This is a genomic window from Clostridioides sp. ES-W-0016-02 (genome assembly GCF_020641035.1).
GTDB lineage: Bacteria > Bacillota > Clostridia > Peptostreptococcales > Peptostreptococcaceae > Clostridioides.
The window spans coordinates 1,885,340-1,904,621 of the sequence record NZ_CP061361.1; the positions used below are offsets into that span (position 1 = coordinate 1,885,340).

The 19,282-nt window shown below is 27.1% G+C and carries 16 protein-coding genes; 13 read left to right on the top strand and 3 right to left on the bottom strand.

Translation table 11 applies throughout. From position 1 onward, the window contains the following. Positions 1-32 precede the first annotated feature (32 nt). The 7 genes from IC758_RS09175 (at position 33) to IC758_RS09205 (ending at position 9,242) form a co-directional block, all read left to right on the top strand. Complete coding sequence (locus IC758_RS09175) at positions 33-2,027, top strand: ATP-binding protein (RefSeq protein WP_227483222.1); 1,995 nt, start codon at positions 33-35, stop codon at positions 2,025-2,027. Beyond that, a complete protein-coding gene (locus IC758_RS09180; RefSeq protein ID WP_227860921.1) occupies positions 2,024-3,349 on the top strand; it encodes a sigma-54-dependent transcriptional regulator in 1,326 nt (441 codons plus the stop codon). Before IC758_RS09175 ends, IC758_RS09180 begins: the two co-directional genes overlap by 4 nt. Positions 3,350-3,627: 278 nt before the next feature. Further along, complete coding sequence (grdG, locus tag IC758_RS09185; protein ID WP_227836383.1) at positions 3,628-4,914, top strand: sarcosine reductase complex component B subunit alpha; 1,287 nt, start codon at positions 3,628-3,630, stop codon at positions 4,912-4,914. 85 nt (positions 4,915-4,999) lie between these two features. Next, positions 5,000-6,307 (top strand): sarcosine reductase complex component B subunit beta, encoded by a 1,308-nt coding sequence (gene grdF, locus IC758_RS09190; RefSeq protein WP_227860922.1) that lies wholly within the window; start codon positions 5,000-5,002, stop codon positions 6,305-6,307. Between the two features lie 309 nt (positions 6,308-6,616). Next, complete coding sequence (locus tag IC758_RS09195; protein ID WP_227845221.1) at positions 6,617-7,324, top strand: LytR/AlgR family response regulator transcription factor; 708 nt, start codon at positions 6,617-6,619, stop codon at positions 7,322-7,324. A gap of 1 nt (position 7,325) precedes the next feature. Further along, complete coding sequence (locus IC758_RS09200) at positions 7,326-8,711, top strand: sensor histidine kinase (RefSeq protein ID WP_227834473.1); 1,386 nt, start codon at positions 7,326-7,328, stop codon at positions 8,709-8,711. A gap of 87 nt (positions 8,712-8,798) precedes the next feature. Continuing rightward, the gene (locus IC758_RS09205) at positions 8,799-9,242 is read left to right on the top strand and encodes a FlxA-like family protein (protein ID WP_227860923.1); all 444 of its coding nucleotides are present in this window, start codon (positions 8,799-8,801) and stop codon (positions 9,240-9,242) included. 276 nt (positions 9,243-9,518) lie between these two features. Here the strand turns inward: IC758_RS09205 and IC758_RS09210 are convergent, their stop codons facing one another. Then, a complete protein-coding gene (locus IC758_RS09210; RefSeq protein WP_003423664.1) occupies positions 9,519-9,743 on the bottom strand; it encodes a FeoA family protein in 225 nt (74 codons plus the stop codon). A gap of 96 nt (positions 9,744-9,839) precedes the next feature. Further along, complete coding sequence (locus IC758_RS09215; protein WP_227433248.1) at positions 9,840-11,093, bottom strand: sodium/glutamate symporter; 1,254 nt, start codon at positions 11,091-11,093, stop codon at positions 9,840-9,842. A 270-nt stretch (positions 11,094-11,363) separates the two neighbouring features. Between IC758_RS09215 and add the strand changes: the two genes are divergently transcribed. The 5 genes from add (at position 11,364) to IC758_RS09240 (ending at position 17,873) form a co-directional block, all read left to right on the top strand. Continuing rightward, positions 11,364-12,353, top strand: a complete 990-nt coding sequence (add, locus tag IC758_RS09220; protein ID WP_227831052.1) for an adenosine deaminase — start codon at positions 11,364-11,366, stop codon at positions 12,351-12,353. Positions 12,354-12,427: 74 nt separating this feature from the next. Then, positions 12,428-13,165, top strand: a complete 738-nt coding sequence (locus tag IC758_RS09225; protein WP_227433250.1) for an EcsC family protein — start codon at positions 12,428-12,430, stop codon at positions 13,163-13,165. A 198-nt stretch (positions 13,166-13,363) separates the two neighbouring features. After that, positions 13,364-14,515 (top strand): double-cubane-cluster-containing anaerobic reductase, encoded by a 1,152-nt coding sequence (locus tag IC758_RS09230; protein ID WP_227483213.1) that lies wholly within the window; start codon positions 13,364-13,366, stop codon positions 14,513-14,515. Positions 14,516-14,536: 21 nt separating this feature from the next. Then, positions 14,537-15,292 (top strand): acyl-CoA dehydratase activase, encoded by a 756-nt coding sequence (locus IC758_RS09235; RefSeq protein ID WP_227433252.1) that lies wholly within the window; start codon positions 14,537-14,539, stop codon positions 15,290-15,292. 193 nt (positions 15,293-15,485) lie between these two features. Next, a complete protein-coding gene (locus tag IC758_RS09240; protein WP_227433253.1) occupies positions 15,486-17,873 on the top strand; it encodes a cell wall-binding repeat-containing protein in 2,388 nt (795 codons plus the stop codon). Between the two features lie 223 nt (positions 17,874-18,096). Here IC758_RS09240 and IC758_RS09245 read toward each other — a convergent pair whose 3' ends face one another. Continuing rightward, positions 18,097-18,330 (bottom strand): ATPase, encoded by a 234-nt coding sequence (locus IC758_RS09245; protein WP_227433254.1) that lies wholly within the window; start codon positions 18,328-18,330, stop codon positions 18,097-18,099. A gap of 276 nt (positions 18,331-18,606) precedes the next feature. Between IC758_RS09245 and IC758_RS09250 the strand changes: the two genes are divergently transcribed. Further along, positions 18,607-19,197, top strand: coding sequence for a TetR/AcrR family transcriptional regulator (locus tag IC758_RS09250; protein ID WP_227823843.1), 591 nt, complete (start codon positions 18,607-18,609; stop codon positions 19,195-19,197). The last annotated feature ends 85 nt before the right edge of the window (positions 19,198-19,282 follow it).

Below are 19,282 nucleotides of genomic sequence, written 5' to 3' on the forward strand. Positions count from 1 at the left end.
TTTATATAAAAAAGAAAGATTGGAGTTTTAAGGTGAATAAAAAAAAGATAGTAATTATAGGGATTATTTATTCATTTTTAGTTGTAGTTTCACTCGCAAATATGTATGTAGGTATGGAGTATAATTTGAATATATTTGAATATGTTAAGAAATCACTTCCATTTACAGAAGAGGAAAAACAATGGCTAAAAAAACATGAAAATTTAGTTTATAGTTCTGACCAGAGCTCTCCTCCCCTTAGATATAAAGGTCAAGAAGATGGTCAATACAAAGGAATTGTTGTTGATTTAATTAATTCCCTATCAATCCAAATAGGTAGAGATTTCTATTTTAAACCAAATACATGGTGGAAAGAATCCTTTGTAAATCCAGTGGATGATAGTATAAGATTTTTTGACTTAATTCCATCAAAAGAAAGAGCAAATAAGTTTGTATTTACTGACCCAATTTATACGTTAAGCGCAAATATATTGAAAGATAAAAAATCACAGAATATAAATAGTTATAGAGATTTAAAAGGAAAAACAATAGCAATACCAGAGGGTGACTATTCTATAAACTTTTTGAAACAAAGAGTTGATAATATAGATATTGTGTTGACTCCAGATATAAAGACTGGAGTCAATTATTTAATGTCAGGTAAAGTAGATGTAGTTGTTGGTGATGAACCAGTACTACAATACTATGTAATAAACTATGAACTTTCAGATAAATATAGTATTTTAAATACTCCTATTTATACCAAAAAGGCAGTTCTCGCTGTTCCTAAACAATATGAAGAATTAGTTGGTATTTTAAATAAGGGAATTTTTAAACTTCAGAAAAATGGTGTATATAAAGATTTAAATAAAAAATGGTATTCTATATATAATGAAGTTGATGATGTATTATATGATAGAGGAGTCATACCAATCATTTATATTTTTATAGGCATAATTTTGATATCTATTTATATTTTTTATAGTTATACATATTTATTAAAAATAGAAATAAGAAGGAAAACAGAAGAAGTAATAGAAAATAAGAAGGCTTTAGAGGCTACATTTAATAGTATCACAGACATAATAATGCTTATAGATGACAATTACAATATAGTTGAATCAAATAAAGTATTCTATGATTTTATCAATGAGACACAATATAAAAAAGAAGAATTAATTGATATAATAAAAAATATTATTGAGAATACATTTTCTGAAAATACACATGAAACAAGTGAAATAGAACTGAGTAATAAAATTTTGAAAATAAGTACTTTCCCTGTAGAATATAAAAAAAATAATGTTGAATATATAGTAGCTTTAATTAAAGACATAACTAATGATAAAATAATAGAAGCAAAGTTGTTGAGAGATAATAAAATGATATCTATAGGGCAACTAGCTTCTGGAGTAGCACATGAGATAAGAAACCCTCTAGGAATAATAAGAAATAATTGTTATCTTTTAAAAGATAATGTTACTATAGAAGAGGTAAATGATTGTGTAAAATCAATAGAAAGTAATGTAGATAGAGCAAGTAATATAATAACGAACTTATTAAATTTTGCAAGAATATCAGATGATAGTTTAGAAAATATAAATATGAGAAATTTTATTGAAAATATAGTCAAGCTTCAGTATAAAGTTTTACAGTTAAAAGATGTTGAAATAAATATAAACTGCAATAAGGATTTAGTGTGTTACATAAATGGAGAGTCTTTAAAACATGTATTTATAAATTTAATATCTAATTCAGTAGATGCAGTACATAAAGGCGGTAAAATTATTATAAATTGCTATGTGAAAGAGCGCTGTTTATTTATAGATTTTAAAGACAATGGTGATGGTATAAAAGAAAACGTTTTAAAGGATATATTTAATCCTTTTTATACTACAAAGCCGATTGGTGAAGGAACTGGATTAGGATTGTATATTACATATAATGAGATTAAAAAGAATAACGGAGATATAAGTGTCAAAAGTCAATTGGGAGTTGGTACTTGTTTTTATATAAAAATTCCACTAAATAAAGAGGTGACTATATGATGAAGATACTAGTAGTTGATGATGAATTAGAGTATGGGACAATAATGAAAAAAATTTTGCAAAAGAATGGATATGTGGTAGATATAGCACTAAGTGGAGAAGAAGCTGTGAGTATTATCAAAAAAAATAAAAATTATGATTTGATTTTGTCTGATGTTATGATGAAAAACATGGATGGAGTACAACTTTTAGATAAAATTAAATCTATTAATAAAAATATAGAAGTTATATTAGTTACTGGATATGGAAGTATTGAAAATGCAGTTGAAGCCATGAAAAGAGGAGCTTTATCTTATTTTATAAAAAGCAATCCTATTGAAACTTTATTAGAAGAAATTGAGAAAGTAAAAATAGAAAAAGAAGTAGTTTGTACACAAAAAAATAATTTGGACTTTACTTTAGAATCTAAAAATAAGGATTTTAATAATATAATAAAAATCGCAGAAAAGGCTGCTTGTAAAGATGTAAATATACTAATTCTTGGAGAATCTGGTGTAGGAAAAGATGTTTTAGCTAGATATATGCATAGTCTAAGTCCAAGAAGAGATGAAATATTTGTACCTGTAAACTGTTGTTCTTTTTCTGAAAACTTATTAGAATCTGAGTTATTTGGACATGAAAAAGGTTCTTTTACTGGAGCAGTAGATAATAGAAAAGGCAGATTTGAACTTTCAAATAAGGGCACTTTATTTTTAGATGAAATAGGAGATATACCTCTAAATGTACAAGTAAAATTGTTAAGGACACTTGAAGATAAATCTATAGAGAGAATAGGAAGTAACAAGTCTATTAAAGTTGATTTTAGATTAATTTGTGCAATGAATAAAGAACCTAAAATAGAAATACTAAATGGTAATATAAGAGAAGATTTTTTTTATAGAATAAGTACAATAACAATAACTATACCACCTTTAAGAAATAGAAGAGAAGATTTAAATACACTTATAGACTTTTTCTTAAATAAATACCAGATTGAACATGATAAAAAAATATCCTCAATTGATAAAGAAGTAGTTGATTTTTTAAGAAATTATGATTATCCAGGTAACATAAGAGAATTAAAAAATATAATCAATAGATTAGTAGTTTTAAGTGAAGGAAGTAAGTTATCAAAAGATAATTTAAACTTAATATCAAACAATATAAACATAGATGATAAAATAAGTATTAGACCTCTAAGAGAAATAAGAAAAGAATTTGAGTGTGAATATATTGAAAAGGTTCTATCTCTATGTGGAAATAATATTTCAAATACAGCAAAAAAATTGGAGATTAGCAGAAGACAATTAACTAATAAAATATCAGAGTACAATATTAAGTGAGAAAAAAACTTCTCATATACTGAGCAAAAAATTTCTCACAATTATTAAAAGATAAGTAGAAAAATTCTACTTATTTTTTTTATTATAATTTTTAAATTTAAGACTTACAATAATTATAGGTAAATTCAATGTTTATATAAGTAAAAAATGAAAATATCTATGGCATTAACATAAAAAAGCTATATTTTAAATAATTGGCATATAAAATGCTTTATAATAAATAAACGTAATAATAGATATTTTTAATTGCGATTAAATGTATTAAGGGGGATTTTCATATGAAGCTAGAGCTAGGGAATATATTTATAAAAAATGTTGAATTTGGCGAGAAAACAGAAGTAAAAGATGGCATATTATATGTGAATGGTAAAGAAATAGAACAGATAGCTTTAGAAGATGAAAGAATTGTAAGTGTAAATGTTGAACTTGCGAGACCTGGTGAATCAATAAGAATAGCACCAGTTAAAGATGTTATAGAACCTAGGGTTAAAATTGGAGATGAAAGCAAAATATTTCCTGGAATTATTAACAAAGTAAAGACTGTAGGAAGTGGAAGAACTCATGTCCTTTCAGGAGCTTGTGTTATAACTTGTGGAAATATAGTCGGGTTTCAGGAAGGTGTAATTGATATGAGTGGTCCTACTGCTAAATATACACCTTTTTCAAAAACAAATAATGTATGTATTGTTATAAAAGCAAAAGAGGGAATAGAAACTCATGATTATGAAGAAGCAGCTAGAATAGTTGGATTAAAGATAGGTGCCTATATAGGAGAAGCAGGCAAGGAAATTGAACCAGATGAAATAATAGTATATGAAACAAAACCACTATTAAAACAAGTGAAAGAATATCCAGACCTACCAACAGTAGCATATGTTCATATGTTGCAATCACAGGGACTTTTACATGATACTTATTATTATGGAGTTGATGCTAAACAAATAGTTCCAACATTTATGTATCCAACTGAAATAATGGATGGAGCCATAATATCTGGTAATTGTGTTGCACCATGTGATAAAGTGACTACTTTTCACCATTTAAATAATCCAGTTATACATGACTTATATAAAAGACATGGAAAAGACTTGAATTTTATAGGTGTAATTTTAACTAATGAAAACGTATTTTTAGTTGACAAAGAAAGAAGTTCTGATATGGTTGCAAAGTTAGTGGAATTTTTAGGGGTTGATGGAGTATTAGTGACAGAAGAAGGATACGGAAATCCAGACACTGACCTTATGATGAATTGTAGAAAATGTAGTGAAGTTGGAGCAAGTGTAGTTTTAATAACTGATGAGTTTCCTGGAAAAGATGGAAAGAGTCAATCTATAGCAGATGCTACTAAAGAGGCAGATGCACTTGTTTCTTGTGGTCAGGGAAACTTAGTAGTCCATTTTCCTGCTATGAAAAAAGTTATAGGAACTTTGGATTATGTTGAAATGATGATTGGTGGATATAAAGGATGCTTAAATGAGGATGGAAGTATGGATGCAGAATTACAGATTATAATAGCATCAACTATAGCAAATGGTTACAATCATTTGACAGCAAGATATTATTAAATAAATATTTGAGTATAGGTTATTGTTAATACTATTATTAATTTAATTGATGTAATAACTATAAAGTAATTTGGAGGATTAAGATATGAGTAAAATCAGAGTTGTTCACTATATAAATAATTTCTTTGCTGGTATAGGAGGAGAAGAAAAAGCAGATATTCAACCAGAAAAAAGAAAGGGAGTAGTAGGACCTGGAATGGCATTTCAAAGTCAATTCAAAGATGAAGCAGAGATAGTTTCAACTGTAATTTGTGGAGACACATATTTTGGAGAAAATATTGAAAATGCTACTAGAGAACTTTTAAAAATGATAAAAGAAGAAAAACCTGATTTATTTATTGCAGGGCCAGCATTTAATGCAGGGAGATATGGAGTAGCCTGTGGAACTATTTGTAAAGCTGTTGAAGAAGAATTAAATATTCCTGTAGTTACAGGAATGTATAAAGAAAATCCAGGTGTAGATATGTTTAAACTAGATTTACACATAATAGCTACAGGAAATTCAGCAGCTAGTCTTAGAAAGGTAGTTCCAATAATGTCAAGACTAGGGATTAAATTAGTTAAGGGTGAAGAAGTAGGACCTCCCGAAGTAGAAGGATATATAATGAGGGGAATAAGAAAAAATTTCTTCCATGAATTTAGAGGTTCTGAAAGAGCAATTGAAATGCTGGTTAAGAAAATGAATGGAGAACAATTTGAAACTGAATATCCAATGCCAGAATTCGATAGAGTTACACCTGTAAAGGCTATCAAAGACTTATCTAAAATAAAACTTGCATTAGTAACTTCTGGGGGGATAGTTCCAACTGATAATCCAGATAAAATCGAATCTTCAAGTGCTACTAAGTATGGTATTTATGATTTAACAGGTATGAATTCTATGTCAAATAAAGATTTTACAACTATACATGGAGGTTATGATAGAGCATATGTACTTGAAAATCCAAACTTAGTTGTGCCATTAGATGTGGTTAGAGAATTTGAAAAAGATGGTGTGATTGGAGAGTTGGCAAATTACTTTATAACCACTACAGGTACTGGAACAAGTGTGGGTAATTCTAAGAGATTTGGAGAAGAATTTTCTAAAAAATTGGTAGAAGATAAAGTAGAGGCTGTAATTTTAACATCTACATGAGGCACTTGTACTCGTTGTGGAGCAACGATGGTAAAAGAGATTGAAAGAGCAGGTATAGCAGTTGTCCATGTTTGTACTGTAGTACCAATATCACTTACAATAGGAGCAAATAGAATTGTTCCAGCAGTAGGTATACCATACCCACTTGGGAATCCAAAGCTAGGAGAAGAAGAAAGTAAAAAAATTAGAAAGAACATAGTTTTAAAAGCCTTAAATTCATTAAAAGAAGATGTAGAAGACCAAACAGTATTTGAATAATAAAAATATAGCACAACACTTAAATTAAAATAGATGTCATGAAATAGTTTTTAAAAATTATTTTATGATATCTTTTTTTATTAAGTAATTTTAAGTAATTTAAAAATATTAAATATATTTGTTTGTTTTTAAATTTACTAGAATGGAAAATTAAATTTAGAGTATTGATACATAAATTTAAATTAGATATACTATGAAACGTAAAGTTATTCACTTTAGAACATATATTAAGCATACTAGAACAGATTAATTGAAAGAAAGAAGTTAACTTTATATAATAAAATAATATGAGAAAGAAGGTGTTACATATTGATTTCAATTGCTATTTGTGATGATGAATCGTATATGCTAAATGATTTAAAAGAAAATATAGAGCTATATATGAATAAAAATAATTTATTATATAATATAGAGCTTTTTGATAAAGCTGAGACTCTATTATATAATCATGAATTATTTGATATTATCTTTTTAGATATACAGATGGAAGGTATTAATGGAATGCAAGCAGCTAAAAAACTAAGGTCATATGATAATGATTGTTTTATAATTTTTGTGACAGTTTTAAAGGAATTTGTATATGATGCTTTTGAAGTAGATGCTATAAATTACTTGCTCAAACCATTATCTAATGAAAAACTATCTAAGACAATGGATAGAATAATTATAAAGCTGGATAGTAATGAAAAAAATTATATAACAATACAAAAAGGGCACTCATATTGGAGGTTAAAAATAGCAGATATTTTATATTGTGAAGTTATAAAAAGAAAGATTTATATCCATTTAAAAAAAGAAATTATTGATTATTATGAAACTATTGATAGTCTAGAAAGAAGTTTACCAATAAATTTTTTTAGATGTCATCGTAGTTATATAATTAATTTACAAGCTGTATATAGCTATGAAAATGGTAATGTAGTTATGGAAAATGGAGATATGATACCTGTTTCTAGGTTACGTCAACAAGAATTTTCTGAAGCTATGCTTGAAAATATGAAAAATAGGAGGAGATAGCATGGCTAATTTATCTTCTTCTAATGTATTATTAGAATATAGTATTTTGTTCGTTTTTGCAGTAGATAGAAGTCTAATGGCAGTATTGCAATATTACTTTCTAATTAGTTTTACAAATACTAAGTCGAAATTTGGGGACTGTATTTTATACTTGTTAGTATCAGTTTTGTCAATTAGTATAAATACATATTTTAATTTATATAATTTATTTTATTCACAGCTTATATTTTTTCTACTGACTTTTTTGTTTGTAAAGTATGTAATAAAAAAATCTACAGTTTTATCTATAGTATTATCTCTATTAGTATATATAATTGAGCAGTTAGCATATGGATTTATAGCTCCATTTAATTACTTACTATTTATAAATAATACAGATATAAATATTTATAAATTTGTTATAAATACAGAGATTTCATTTTTTATTACGATTATAATAGTTGGATTTATATATTTGTATAGTGCTAAAAAATTTAATATTAAAACTGTAAAATTTGATAGATATTCAATAATTTTGATAATGCCATTGTTACTCATAATATTATTTTGGCAATCATTTGAGCATACTGGTTATTCAAGTTCAACGATAAATATCGATACAAAACTTCAAACTGTAAAATTATTAATGAATACATCTCTTACTAAAGAAATTCAAGCTTTCCTTTTTTCTTCAATTGGAATTATATGTGTTTTTTTCTCTTTATTTGAGTTTAAGAAATTGATGCAATATTTAAAAGAAGAGAAAAATAAGGCTATTTTAAACCAACAAATTCATTCTCAAAAAAATTACATTGAAGAAGCAAAATCTCGATTGTCACAAACGATGTCTTTTAGGCATGATTTTAATAATCATTTAGCTATTGTAAATGGATTGCTAAAAAAAGGCGAAATTTTAAAAGCACAAGAGTACTTAAATAAACTCGAAAAAATAACCAGTGACCTATCATTTTCTTGTAATACAGGAAATGTTGTAATTGATGCCCTTTTCAACAATAAATTAAGCATAGCAAAACAATTAGGAATACAGGTGGATTGTGACGTAATTATACCAAGTAATACTAGTATAAATGATGTTGACCTCTGTATAGTATTTGCCAATGCTATTGACAATGCAATTAAAGCTTGTAAATTTGTAGATAAACGAAATAGATATTTAAAGCTATCAACTAAACTAGATGGTGGATTTTTTATGATAGAAATAAGGAATAGTTATAATGCAGCAAATAATTACACAAGTGGTTCAGGTATCGGAATTTCAAATATAAGAGAGGTTGCTAAGAAATACCAGGGAGCTATAAGTATAGAGAATACATCAGATTATTTTCAAATAAATATATTACTAATTATTTCATTACACTATACTGACATTTCAGAACAATTAACTTGAAAATAGAATTTGTAACCAATATTATATATGTAAATAAAAGTATATATAAATGAAAAATTTAACATATAGAAATAGGAGGTTACTAAAATGAAAATTGAAAGTATAAGTGGTCAGACACCAAGGATGTCTAATATAGACAGTTCAGGTAATAACCAAAGTGAAATACAAAGTTTAGAACAGCAAAAAAAAGTATTGCAAGAAGAATTGGAGAAAGTTAAAAACGATAAAAGTATTGATAATGAAATGGCTAAGTCAAAAATAGAAAATTTTAAAAAAGAAATAAAAGAAATCGAAAGTAAAATTCAAGAATTAAAAGAAGAGAAAGCACAAGAGTCAGAGGGAGGACAAAATACTGTTTCTGAAGTGAAGAATAGTACATTAGATAGAAAAGAAGAAAATTCTAATAATAAAAATGCAAAAACACCATATGATATTTTTGAAAAAAGCAATGAAGAAGAACAATGGGACAATACTTATAGTCTTGTTCAAGACGATAAAAATTTAAAAGTAAAATTTAATAGACCTATATAGTGTATCTAGAAAATCAACTTGTTGAAATATTAATTAGTATTTTATATTCTTAAGTAATAATTATATAAATATATTAAATGTAAATAAATATACTATATTTATACAAATTTAAATATAGCTTTATAACTACTATTTATGAATTTCTATTTTAAATTTTATAACAAATATAAATGTCAGTGGCTATCTTCTTAAGATTACTTATGGTTCTAATACAAATGTTTTTAATGTAAATAAAAAAAGAGATTTTAAAATCTCTTTTCTTATTTTTATTTTATATTAATTATTTTTTAAATTTATATTTTTTGCATCAGATTTTCTAATAGCTAAATCAAATCCTCTAAATCTAATCACTATAGGATCATTAAGAGGGGCTATTTTTTTTACTTCAACTTCAGTGCCATCTATTAATCCTAAAGCAAGAAGTCTCTTCATAAGTTTTTCATTCCCAGCTATATTATCTATAATTCCCTTTTGTCCAAGTTTTAAGTTGTAAACAGTCATTATTAACACCTCCTAATGAAAATCATTATCAAGTTCTATACTTATAATATATAATAAAAAAGCTAAATTGTCAATATATAACAAAAAATAAACATACTAGCTCAGTATGTTTATAAAAAATAGTATACAAGGGATACTAATGGCATCTAGTAAAAAACCACTTACTAAGGGAACAACCAAAAACGCTTTTGGAGAATCTCCGTATTTTTGTGTTAAAGAGCTCATATTGGCTAAAGCATTTGGAGTAGCACCTATTCCATGTCCAATTAAGCCACTTATTATGATGGCAGAATCAAAATCTTTTCCAAGTATCTTAAAACAAATAAAGATTGAAAATAAAATTATAAAGATTACTTGAAAAGTTACTATTAGAAGAATTGGAGGCAATAATGTTGATAATTCAAATAAATCTATATTCATAAGTGATAATGTTAGAAAAATTCCTAATGAAAGTTCTTTTAGAAACTCTATAAGTTTAAAATTTAACTCCAGTATATTTATTTTGTCATTTAAATTTCTAAAAATAACTGCTGAAAACATACAAGTCACAACAGAAGGTAAAAGAATGTTACATGTCATATAAAATATTCTGCTTATAATTTCTCCTGTATTTATACAAATAAATATAAGAAGAACTTGCTCCAAAAATATAGTAGGAGTTATCTTTTGGGACGAGTTATTTTGGATTATTTTATTCCTGTTTCTAAAAAATTTATTCATTACTCTCATTGAATCTTTTTTATATTTAAGGCTTGATAAATCTGCTTTTGTTGAAGGTTGCAATTTATACTTTTCTATTAGAAATCTAGCAACAGGGCATCCCAATATCCCGCCTATAATAAGACCTATTGTTGCAGCCGATAAGCCAACTCCAACTGCACCATTTATACCAAGACTTTCTATTGTAAGCCCAAATGCAGCCGAGTAACCATGACCACCTTCCATAGATACATTACCGCACATAAGTCCTAAAAGTGGTTCAAGTTTTATAATTTTTGATATTGATATGGCTATGATATTTTGACAAAATGCTAATATTCCACATAAAATCCAATATCTAAATAATACACTACCACCTTTTTTTATAAGGTTTATGCTTATTTCAAGTCCAATAGTTGTAAAAAAGAAAGTTATGAAATTTGGCATTAAGTTTCCACTCACAGAGATATCTGCTATATGAAAGTATTTAAGAAATAAATTTAAAAAACAAAATAATAGACCTCCTATTACTGGTGCAGGTATACAGAAGTTATTTAAAAATTTAATCTTATTCTTTAACAGATTACCAATTAAAAAGAATAGCATAGATAAGGTTAAAGTTTGTATAGTATTAAAAGTTAAAGTAATCAAAATAAGTCCTCCTTTGTAATTTAAAAATTTAAAATTGCCTTTATATAATTTAAATTATTATGTAATGGAATTTTTACTATCAAATGTATATTAATAAATGTATATTAAAAAAAATCAATGGATATAATTAGATAATTATAAATTAAATGAGAATATTTTACTAATACACAGCTTTTAACATGAAAAATTTTAGTATATTGTTATAATAGAAATAAGACTTAAAAACTTATCAATAGAATATATTATTTATAAGTATAAAAGGAGGATAAAATGTTTGAAAATTTACCTAAGATAGAATTACATTGCCATTTAGATGGAAGTGTTAGAGTAGAAACTATATTTGATATAGCACTTAAAGAGAAAATAGACTTACCATCAGATAATATTGATGAAATAAAAAAATTATCAAAAGTTCCACATGATTGTACTTCACTTGATGAATATTTAAAAAAATTTGATTTACCTCTAAAAGTTATGCAATCTAAAGAAAGTTTAAAAAGAATTACTTTTGAACTTTTGGAGGATGTAAGTAAAGAAAATATTAAATATATAGAAATTAGATTTGCTCCATTACTTCATACTCAAAATGGGTTGAGTGCTAAAAGTATAATTGAAAGTGTGGTTGAAGGAATTAGAGATGCTGAAAGTATTTATGATGTAAAAGGGAATTTAATATTAGGTTGTATGAGAACAATGACCTCAGAAGAGGCATTGTTGGTAATTGAAGCAGGTAAATCTTTTATAAATAGAGGTGTTGTAGCAGTAGATTTATGTGGTCCAGAGAAGGACGGATTTTGCAGTGAATATGAAGAAGCTTTTAAATTGGCAAGAGATTATGGATATAAAGTTACAGTACATGCAGGAGAAGCTGCAAGTGGAAAAAATGTACTAGATGCTATAAATATTTTAAAGGCAGATAGAATTGGCCATGGTATAAAAATTAATGGAGAAAAAGATGCATATGATTTAGTTAAAAATAAAAAAGTATTACTGGAAATATGTCCAACCAGTAATGTACAAACTAAGACAGTAGATTCTTATAAAAGTCATCCATTTTACGATTTTTATAAAGATAATTTGAATGTAAGCATAAATACTGATAATAGAACTGTGTCAGATATAAGTTTAAATTCAGAACTAAATCTAATATTTGATATATTTAATCTAAATTTAGAAGACTATAAAATAATTTATAAAAACACAGTAGAAGCAAGTTTTGCAGATAAGGAGACTAAAAAATATTTATACAGTCTAATTTAGTAGGTTAAATGAACTATAACTTTAAATCAATTAAGTAAGTTAATTAAATTTGTATTTTAGAGTAGGAGATAAATTTGAAAAATTATAAAGAGATTTCTTATAATGAATTAGCAAAAAAAGAATTAGAACAATGGAAGAAAGATATATTAAAAAAACCGTCTATATTTGATAAGGCGTCAAAAGGTATACAAAATAAATTCAATGGAGTCTTGCCAGATAAATACCATGAAATAATGACTTCTTCAATAAAAGGAATGACAAAAACTGTATTGTTTGGATATAAATATGCGACAAAGACACCAATTAGAAATATATCTTTAGAGGAAAGGGAAAAGCTAGTTGATGAAAAGGCTAAAAATTATAAAACTACAGCAATGATTGAAGGAGCAGGTACAGGAGCTGGAGGGATTTTTTTAGGGCTTTCTGATTTTCCTCTACTTTTAGGTATTAAGATAAAATTTTTATACGATGTTGCTTCAATATATGGATATGATGTCAAAGACTATAGAGAAAGAATTTATATACTAAATATATTGCAGTTGGCCTTTTCTAGCCAATCTCATATAAATACAACATTTAAATTGATGGATAATTGGGATGAGTATATAAAAAATTTACCAAATGATATCAATGATTTTGATTGGAGAACATTTCAGCAAGAATACAGGGACTATTTAGATTTAGCCAAATTTTTGCAACTAATGCCTGGAATAGGAGCATTTGTAGGATTTTATGTGAATGGAAAATTAATTGATAAATTACATGAAACAGCAGTATTTGCTTATAGATTGAGGATTAGAGAGTTTAATTAATAAGTGTTAAAATTTTAAAAGTGACTATAAAATATATCTATATATATATTGATTTGCATTGATAAAAACAATGATGAGTGAAAGGTAAAGCATGATAAAATCTAATGTAGAGGTTTGTATTTTAATGGAAATATTTAAGTTTTACTGTTTAAAATACAAAATGAATTATAAAGAGAAGTAATTGGGAGGAATGTTTTCATGGCAAATTTACCAAAACAATTTGATAGTTTTAATGAAGCTAGACAAAAAGGATTTATAAATGCAAAGGAACTTAAAGAAAGTGGGAAAAAAATGGTTGGAGTGTTCTGTACATTTACTCCAGTTGAAATTCCAATGGCAGCAGGAGCAACAGTAGTAGGTGTTTGTGGAGTTAGTGAAGAACCAATTCCAGATGCAGAAAAAGTGTTACCAAGAAATCTTTGTCCTTTAATAAAATCAAGTTATGGACATGCAATAACAGATACATGTCCATATTTCTATTTTTCTGATTTATTAATAGGAGAAACTACCTGTGATGGCAAGAAAAAAATGTATGAAGAACTTGCAAAGGTTAAACCAACATATGTAATGCATTTACCAAATACTGCAAAAGGTGAGTTTGCTTATAAGCTTTGGAAAGATGAAATGATAAAATTAAAAGATGAAGTTGAAAAGTCTTTAGGAGTGACTATAACAGAAGATGATATAAGAGCTGCTATAAAAGATAAGAATGAAGAAAGAGAACTTCTAAAAGAGTTTTATGCACTTGGTAAATTACAGCCATCTGCACTTACAGGTCTTGAACTTCATAATGTTCTATATCAAGCAGGTTTTAAATTTGACCGTGCTGAACTTAAACAATCTTTAAGAAAAGTTATAGATGATATGAAAGAAAGATATGAAAAAGGAGAATGTCCAATTACAAAAGATAAACCAAGAATTCTTATAACAGGTTCTCCAATTGGTGGAATAAGTGAAAAAATAGTTAAAACTTTAGAAGATGCTGGAGCATCAGTTGTTGCATATGAACTTTGTGGAGCTATAAGATCAAATGATTTATTAGTTGATGAAGAAAATGAAGATGTGTATGATGCTTTAACACAAAAATACATAAATATAGGTTGCTCTTGTATGATGAACAATGACCATAGAATTGAACTATTAGATAGAATAATAGATGAATATAATGTAGATGGTGTAATAGATGTAGTTTTACAAGCCTGTCATACATTTAATATAGAAAGTTACAGAGTAAGAGAATTTGTTACAAAAGAAAAAAATAAGCCATTTATGTCTCTTGAAACTGATTATTCAAAATCAGACACTGAACAATTAAGAACTAGATTTGAAGCGTTTGTGGAGATGTTATAGGAGTAAATAATAGGAGGGTTTATGTTTAGTATAGGAGTGGACTCAGGGTCAGTAGCAACAAAAGGTGTGTTATTTGATGGTCAAAAAATTGTCAAAAAAATAATTATACCAACTGGATGGAGCCCTAAAAGTACATCTAAACAAGTTTATGAGTTGTTAAGCGATGGAATTGATAAAAAAGATATAAAAAAAGTAGTAGGCACAGGTTATGGCAGAGGAGTAATGGACTTTGCTGATAAGAAAGTAACAGAAATAACGTGTCACACTAGAGGCGTTTACTTTTTAAATGAGAATGTAAGGACTATTTTAGATGTAGGTGGCCAAGATAGTAAAGTTATAAATTTAGATAGAGATGGAAATGTATTTAATTTTATAATGAATGATAAGTGTGCTGCTGGTACTGGTAGGTTTTTAGAAATTACTTCTAATCTTTTGGGGAGTGATATAGAAAGTATTGATACACTAGCTCAAGGAAATGAACCAGTTAATATATCTAGTATGTGTACAGTTTTTGCAGAGTCAGAAATAGTAAGTCTCTTAGCTCAAAATATTTCTACTGGAGATGTAGCAGCAGGAATACTTAAATCTATTGCAAATAAGTCAACATCAATGCTAGCAAGAGGAGAAATAGTAGATGAAATTGCATTTACTGGAGGCCTTGCAAAGAGTAAAGTGTTAGTAAAAATGATAGAAGAAATATTAGATAAAAAAATATTTATTGCAGAAGATACTCAGATAATGGGAGCTCTAGGAGCTGCAGTAATTGGATTTAAATAAAAATATCTTAAATAATAAAATAAAAAGTTGAAGTTATCCAAGATAATTTCAGCTTTTTATTTTATTCTATTTATTTTTAAAGGAAAACTTTGGTATAATTGATTTAAATGATTATATATTTAGAAATAATCAATATTTAGTCATATATAGTATTAAATCTTTAAAAATTAGCTCGAAGTTAGGGGGAGAAAGTATGAAAAAGTTTGCTTCAAGAAAAGCATCAAGGTTTATTGCATTATTTTTAATTTCTATTTTAGTAATGTCAACGATTCCTGTGTCAGCTGAAAATGGAAATACATTGAATCAGATAAAAAAAGCTGAATACAGTGAGACCTATAAACAATATCTAGAAGATGCTAAAAATGGACGTACAGAAAAATATAATGGTATTATACCAAATCCATATCAATTGGAAGGTACTAAAGTTCAAAGCAAAGGAAGAACAGCTCCAGCATCTTATGACCCAAGAAAGTTAGGATTAATGACATCAATAAAAAATCAAGAAAATCTTGGAATATGCTGGGACTTTGCAGCTATGGCAACTTTAGAAAGTTTCCTGAAATTGAAGAATTATGGAGACTATGATTTATCAGAAGAACATTTAAGATGGTGGGCTTCAGAAGGTGAATATGGATGGACTGTAAATGATATGGATGGTGCTTTAAATTATGAAGCTATGGGATACTTAACATCTTGGTCAGGTCCTAAATTGGAAAAAGATATTCCATATAATGGTAAAATATCTAAAGCACAAGGAGCAACAAAACCAGCTAATATGAATACAGCACCAACTGTCTTTAATGTAACAGATGCTGTATGTGTAAGTAATGATATGAACTCTACAAAAAATGCTATATTACAGTATGGAGCAGTAACATCAGGTTATTATGAAGATATTAGGTATCAAAGTGAAGACCAAAATTCATATTATTGTCCAACAAAAAGTTTTAACACTAACCATGCTATTTCAGTTGTAGGTTGGGATGACAATTATTCTAAGGATAACTTTAATTCAAGCAATAGACCATCAAAAAATGGTGCATGGCTAATAAAAAATAGTTGGGGAGATTATAATTCTGAACGTGGATACTTCTGGATATCTTATGAAGATAAGACTCTTATGTCTGATATAGATAATTTCTCAATCAGAGGAGGTCAAAAACCAAATGATGATGAAAAAATGTATCAACATGACTATGCAAGTATTGTTCCTTTAATTTCAAACAAGATAACAGCTGCAAATGTATTTGACTTTAATAGGGGAGATGAGACTCTAAAGTCTGTAATGTTTTTAACTGAGAGTATAGGAGCTAAGTATGAAATATATTATGCTCCAGTAGTAAATAGCATACCTCAAGAAAATAACATGAAAAAATTAAAAGAGGGCACTACACAATATTCGGGATACATAACAGTTCCAATCGATTCTTTTGATATACCAGAAGGAAAAGGTGCTATAGTAGTTAGCATAGAAGATAAAAGTGGAGAATCAACTATAGGTTCAGAATCAAATGTTCCAGGTTACGATACGTTTAAAGCAAAAGCAAACTTAGGAGAAAGTTACATTATAGATAGTACTGGAAAATTCTATGATATAAATAGAGATAGCAAGTTTTATCCATGTAACTTTACTATAAAAGCTGTTACAGAAAAATCTTCTGGGGAAAGTATTCCAAATGAATCTTTAATTGGTAGTGATAGATATGAAACTGCCATTAAAGTTAGTCAAAATGGCTTTAGTTCTTCAGAAAATGTAGTTTTAGTAAATGGAAGTTCAATAGTGGATGCATTGGCAGCAACTCCTTTTACATCTGCTATCAATTCACCAATACTATTAACACAAAAGGAAGCTTTGAATTCAAAAACTAAAGCTGAAATACAGAGATTAGGTGCAAAAAAAGTATACTTAATAGGTGGAGAAAATTCCATAAGTAAAGAAACTGAACAACAATTAAAAAACTTAAATATATCAACTGAAAGAATATCAGGAAGTGACAGATATAAGACAAGCTTGCTATTAGCTCAAAAACTAAATAGTATAAAAAATGTTTCTCAAATAGCTGTTGTAAATGGTGTAAAAGGTTTGGCTGATGCAATTAGTGTAGGTGCAGCCGCAGCAGAAAATAATATTCCAATTATACTTGCAAATGAAAAAAGCGAATTACAAGGAGCAGATGAATTTTTAAACTCACTAAATATAGAGAAGTCTTATATTATTGGCGGTACAGTATCTTTATCAACTAGTTTGGAAAGTAAACTTAAAAATCCCACTAGATTATCTGGTAGTAGCAGAGACGAAACAAATTCAAAGATAATAGATAATTTTTATAAAAAAGATACTTTGAAAAATGCATATGTAGTTAAAAATGGAATCAAGAGTCAAAATGATTTAATAGATGGATTAGCAGTTGGCCCTTTAGGAGCAAAAAATGCGTCACCAGTAATTTTGGTTGGTGATAAATTAGCTGATAGTCAAAAAGATGTTCTTAAAAATAAAACTTTAGAAAAAGCAACTCAAGTTGGTGGAGGTGCAAATCAAAACGCCTTTAAGGAGTTAGTAAAATTAAAAAGTGCTAAATAAGATAGATACTAGTAGATTAATATATTTCTAGTAGAGAGTGTCAAATGTAAGCTGTAAATAGTTATTTTAATTATTGATAACTGAAACAATCAATAATTATAAGATTCTATTTACAGCTTTAAATATATGTATTAATATTTTAAGTGTATAAATAGAAAAGGGTTATTTTTATATAGAAAGTCTTACATCCTATATAAAAACAACCTGTATTTAATTAACTTTTTTATATAGTTCTAATAGCTATTATAGAGCTAAGTGGTAAATATAGTGTGTAAGTCTCGTTTAAAGATGGATTAGATTCGTCTATATATCTTGAACAAAGTGTAATTGATAAGCTGTCTGCTTCTATAATTTCCCCATATAAAGGGCAACTGCTAAAATAAGAATTTACTTCAACATATTTATTTAAGTTTTCTTGAACAAAATCATAAAAACGATTTTTTGTAGTAGTAGTCATAAAATCAACTCCTTCATTTTTTATTAAAAATGGAACTTTTAAAAAGATAAATATGATTACTGCTATTAGAAACTAAGTTAAAAAATAAGCAAATAGATATGAAAATAGAATAATATATTATTTATACTTTAATTATAACATTATAGCATAAAAAAAGCTATATAAAATTCAGAATTTTCGAAGATTTTTAATGGAATTAAGAAATTTATTGACATTAAAGTGGAAATGAATTATATTGACTGTAAAGATTAATTTAGTCAAATAGGAGGTGAAAGGATGCCTAAATCATATTCTGATAAAGAAAGAGAATACATAGTTAAAAGACTTAAAGAAGAAGCTAGTTTGTGCATTGAGCAATATGGCATTAGAAAAACTACTGTTGATGAGCTTGTAAGACGAGCAAATATTCCAAAAGGAACTTTTTATCTGTTTTTTAAATCTAAAGAATTACTTTTTTTTGAAGTATTGAGAGATATACATGATTCAATACAAAATCAAATGTTATATGAATTAAAAAAACTTGATGACAGTGTTACATATGAGCAGTTGACAGATATATTTATGAAATTTTATAAGTTAGTTGATGATACTTCAATTTTAAATCTGTTAATTAATGGAGAATTTGAAATACTAATGCGAAAATTACCAGATTCTATAATTGAAGAACATTTTAAACATGATGATTTTGAAATTAGTAAGATGATATCTTATATTCCAAATGCAAAAAATAAAAGTGTAGAAAACTTTAGTGGTGCGTTTAGAGCAGTATTTCTTACTATGTTATACAAACATGAAGTTGGTGAGAATTGCTTTGATGATGCTTTAAGATTGATGATAAGAGGTCTAGTTATACAACTTATGGAATAAATTCTTAAACTTGTTTGCTAATATTTTTACTAAAAAGTATTAACAAACAAAAAAATTGATTTTTATTGACTATATAGTTAAAATA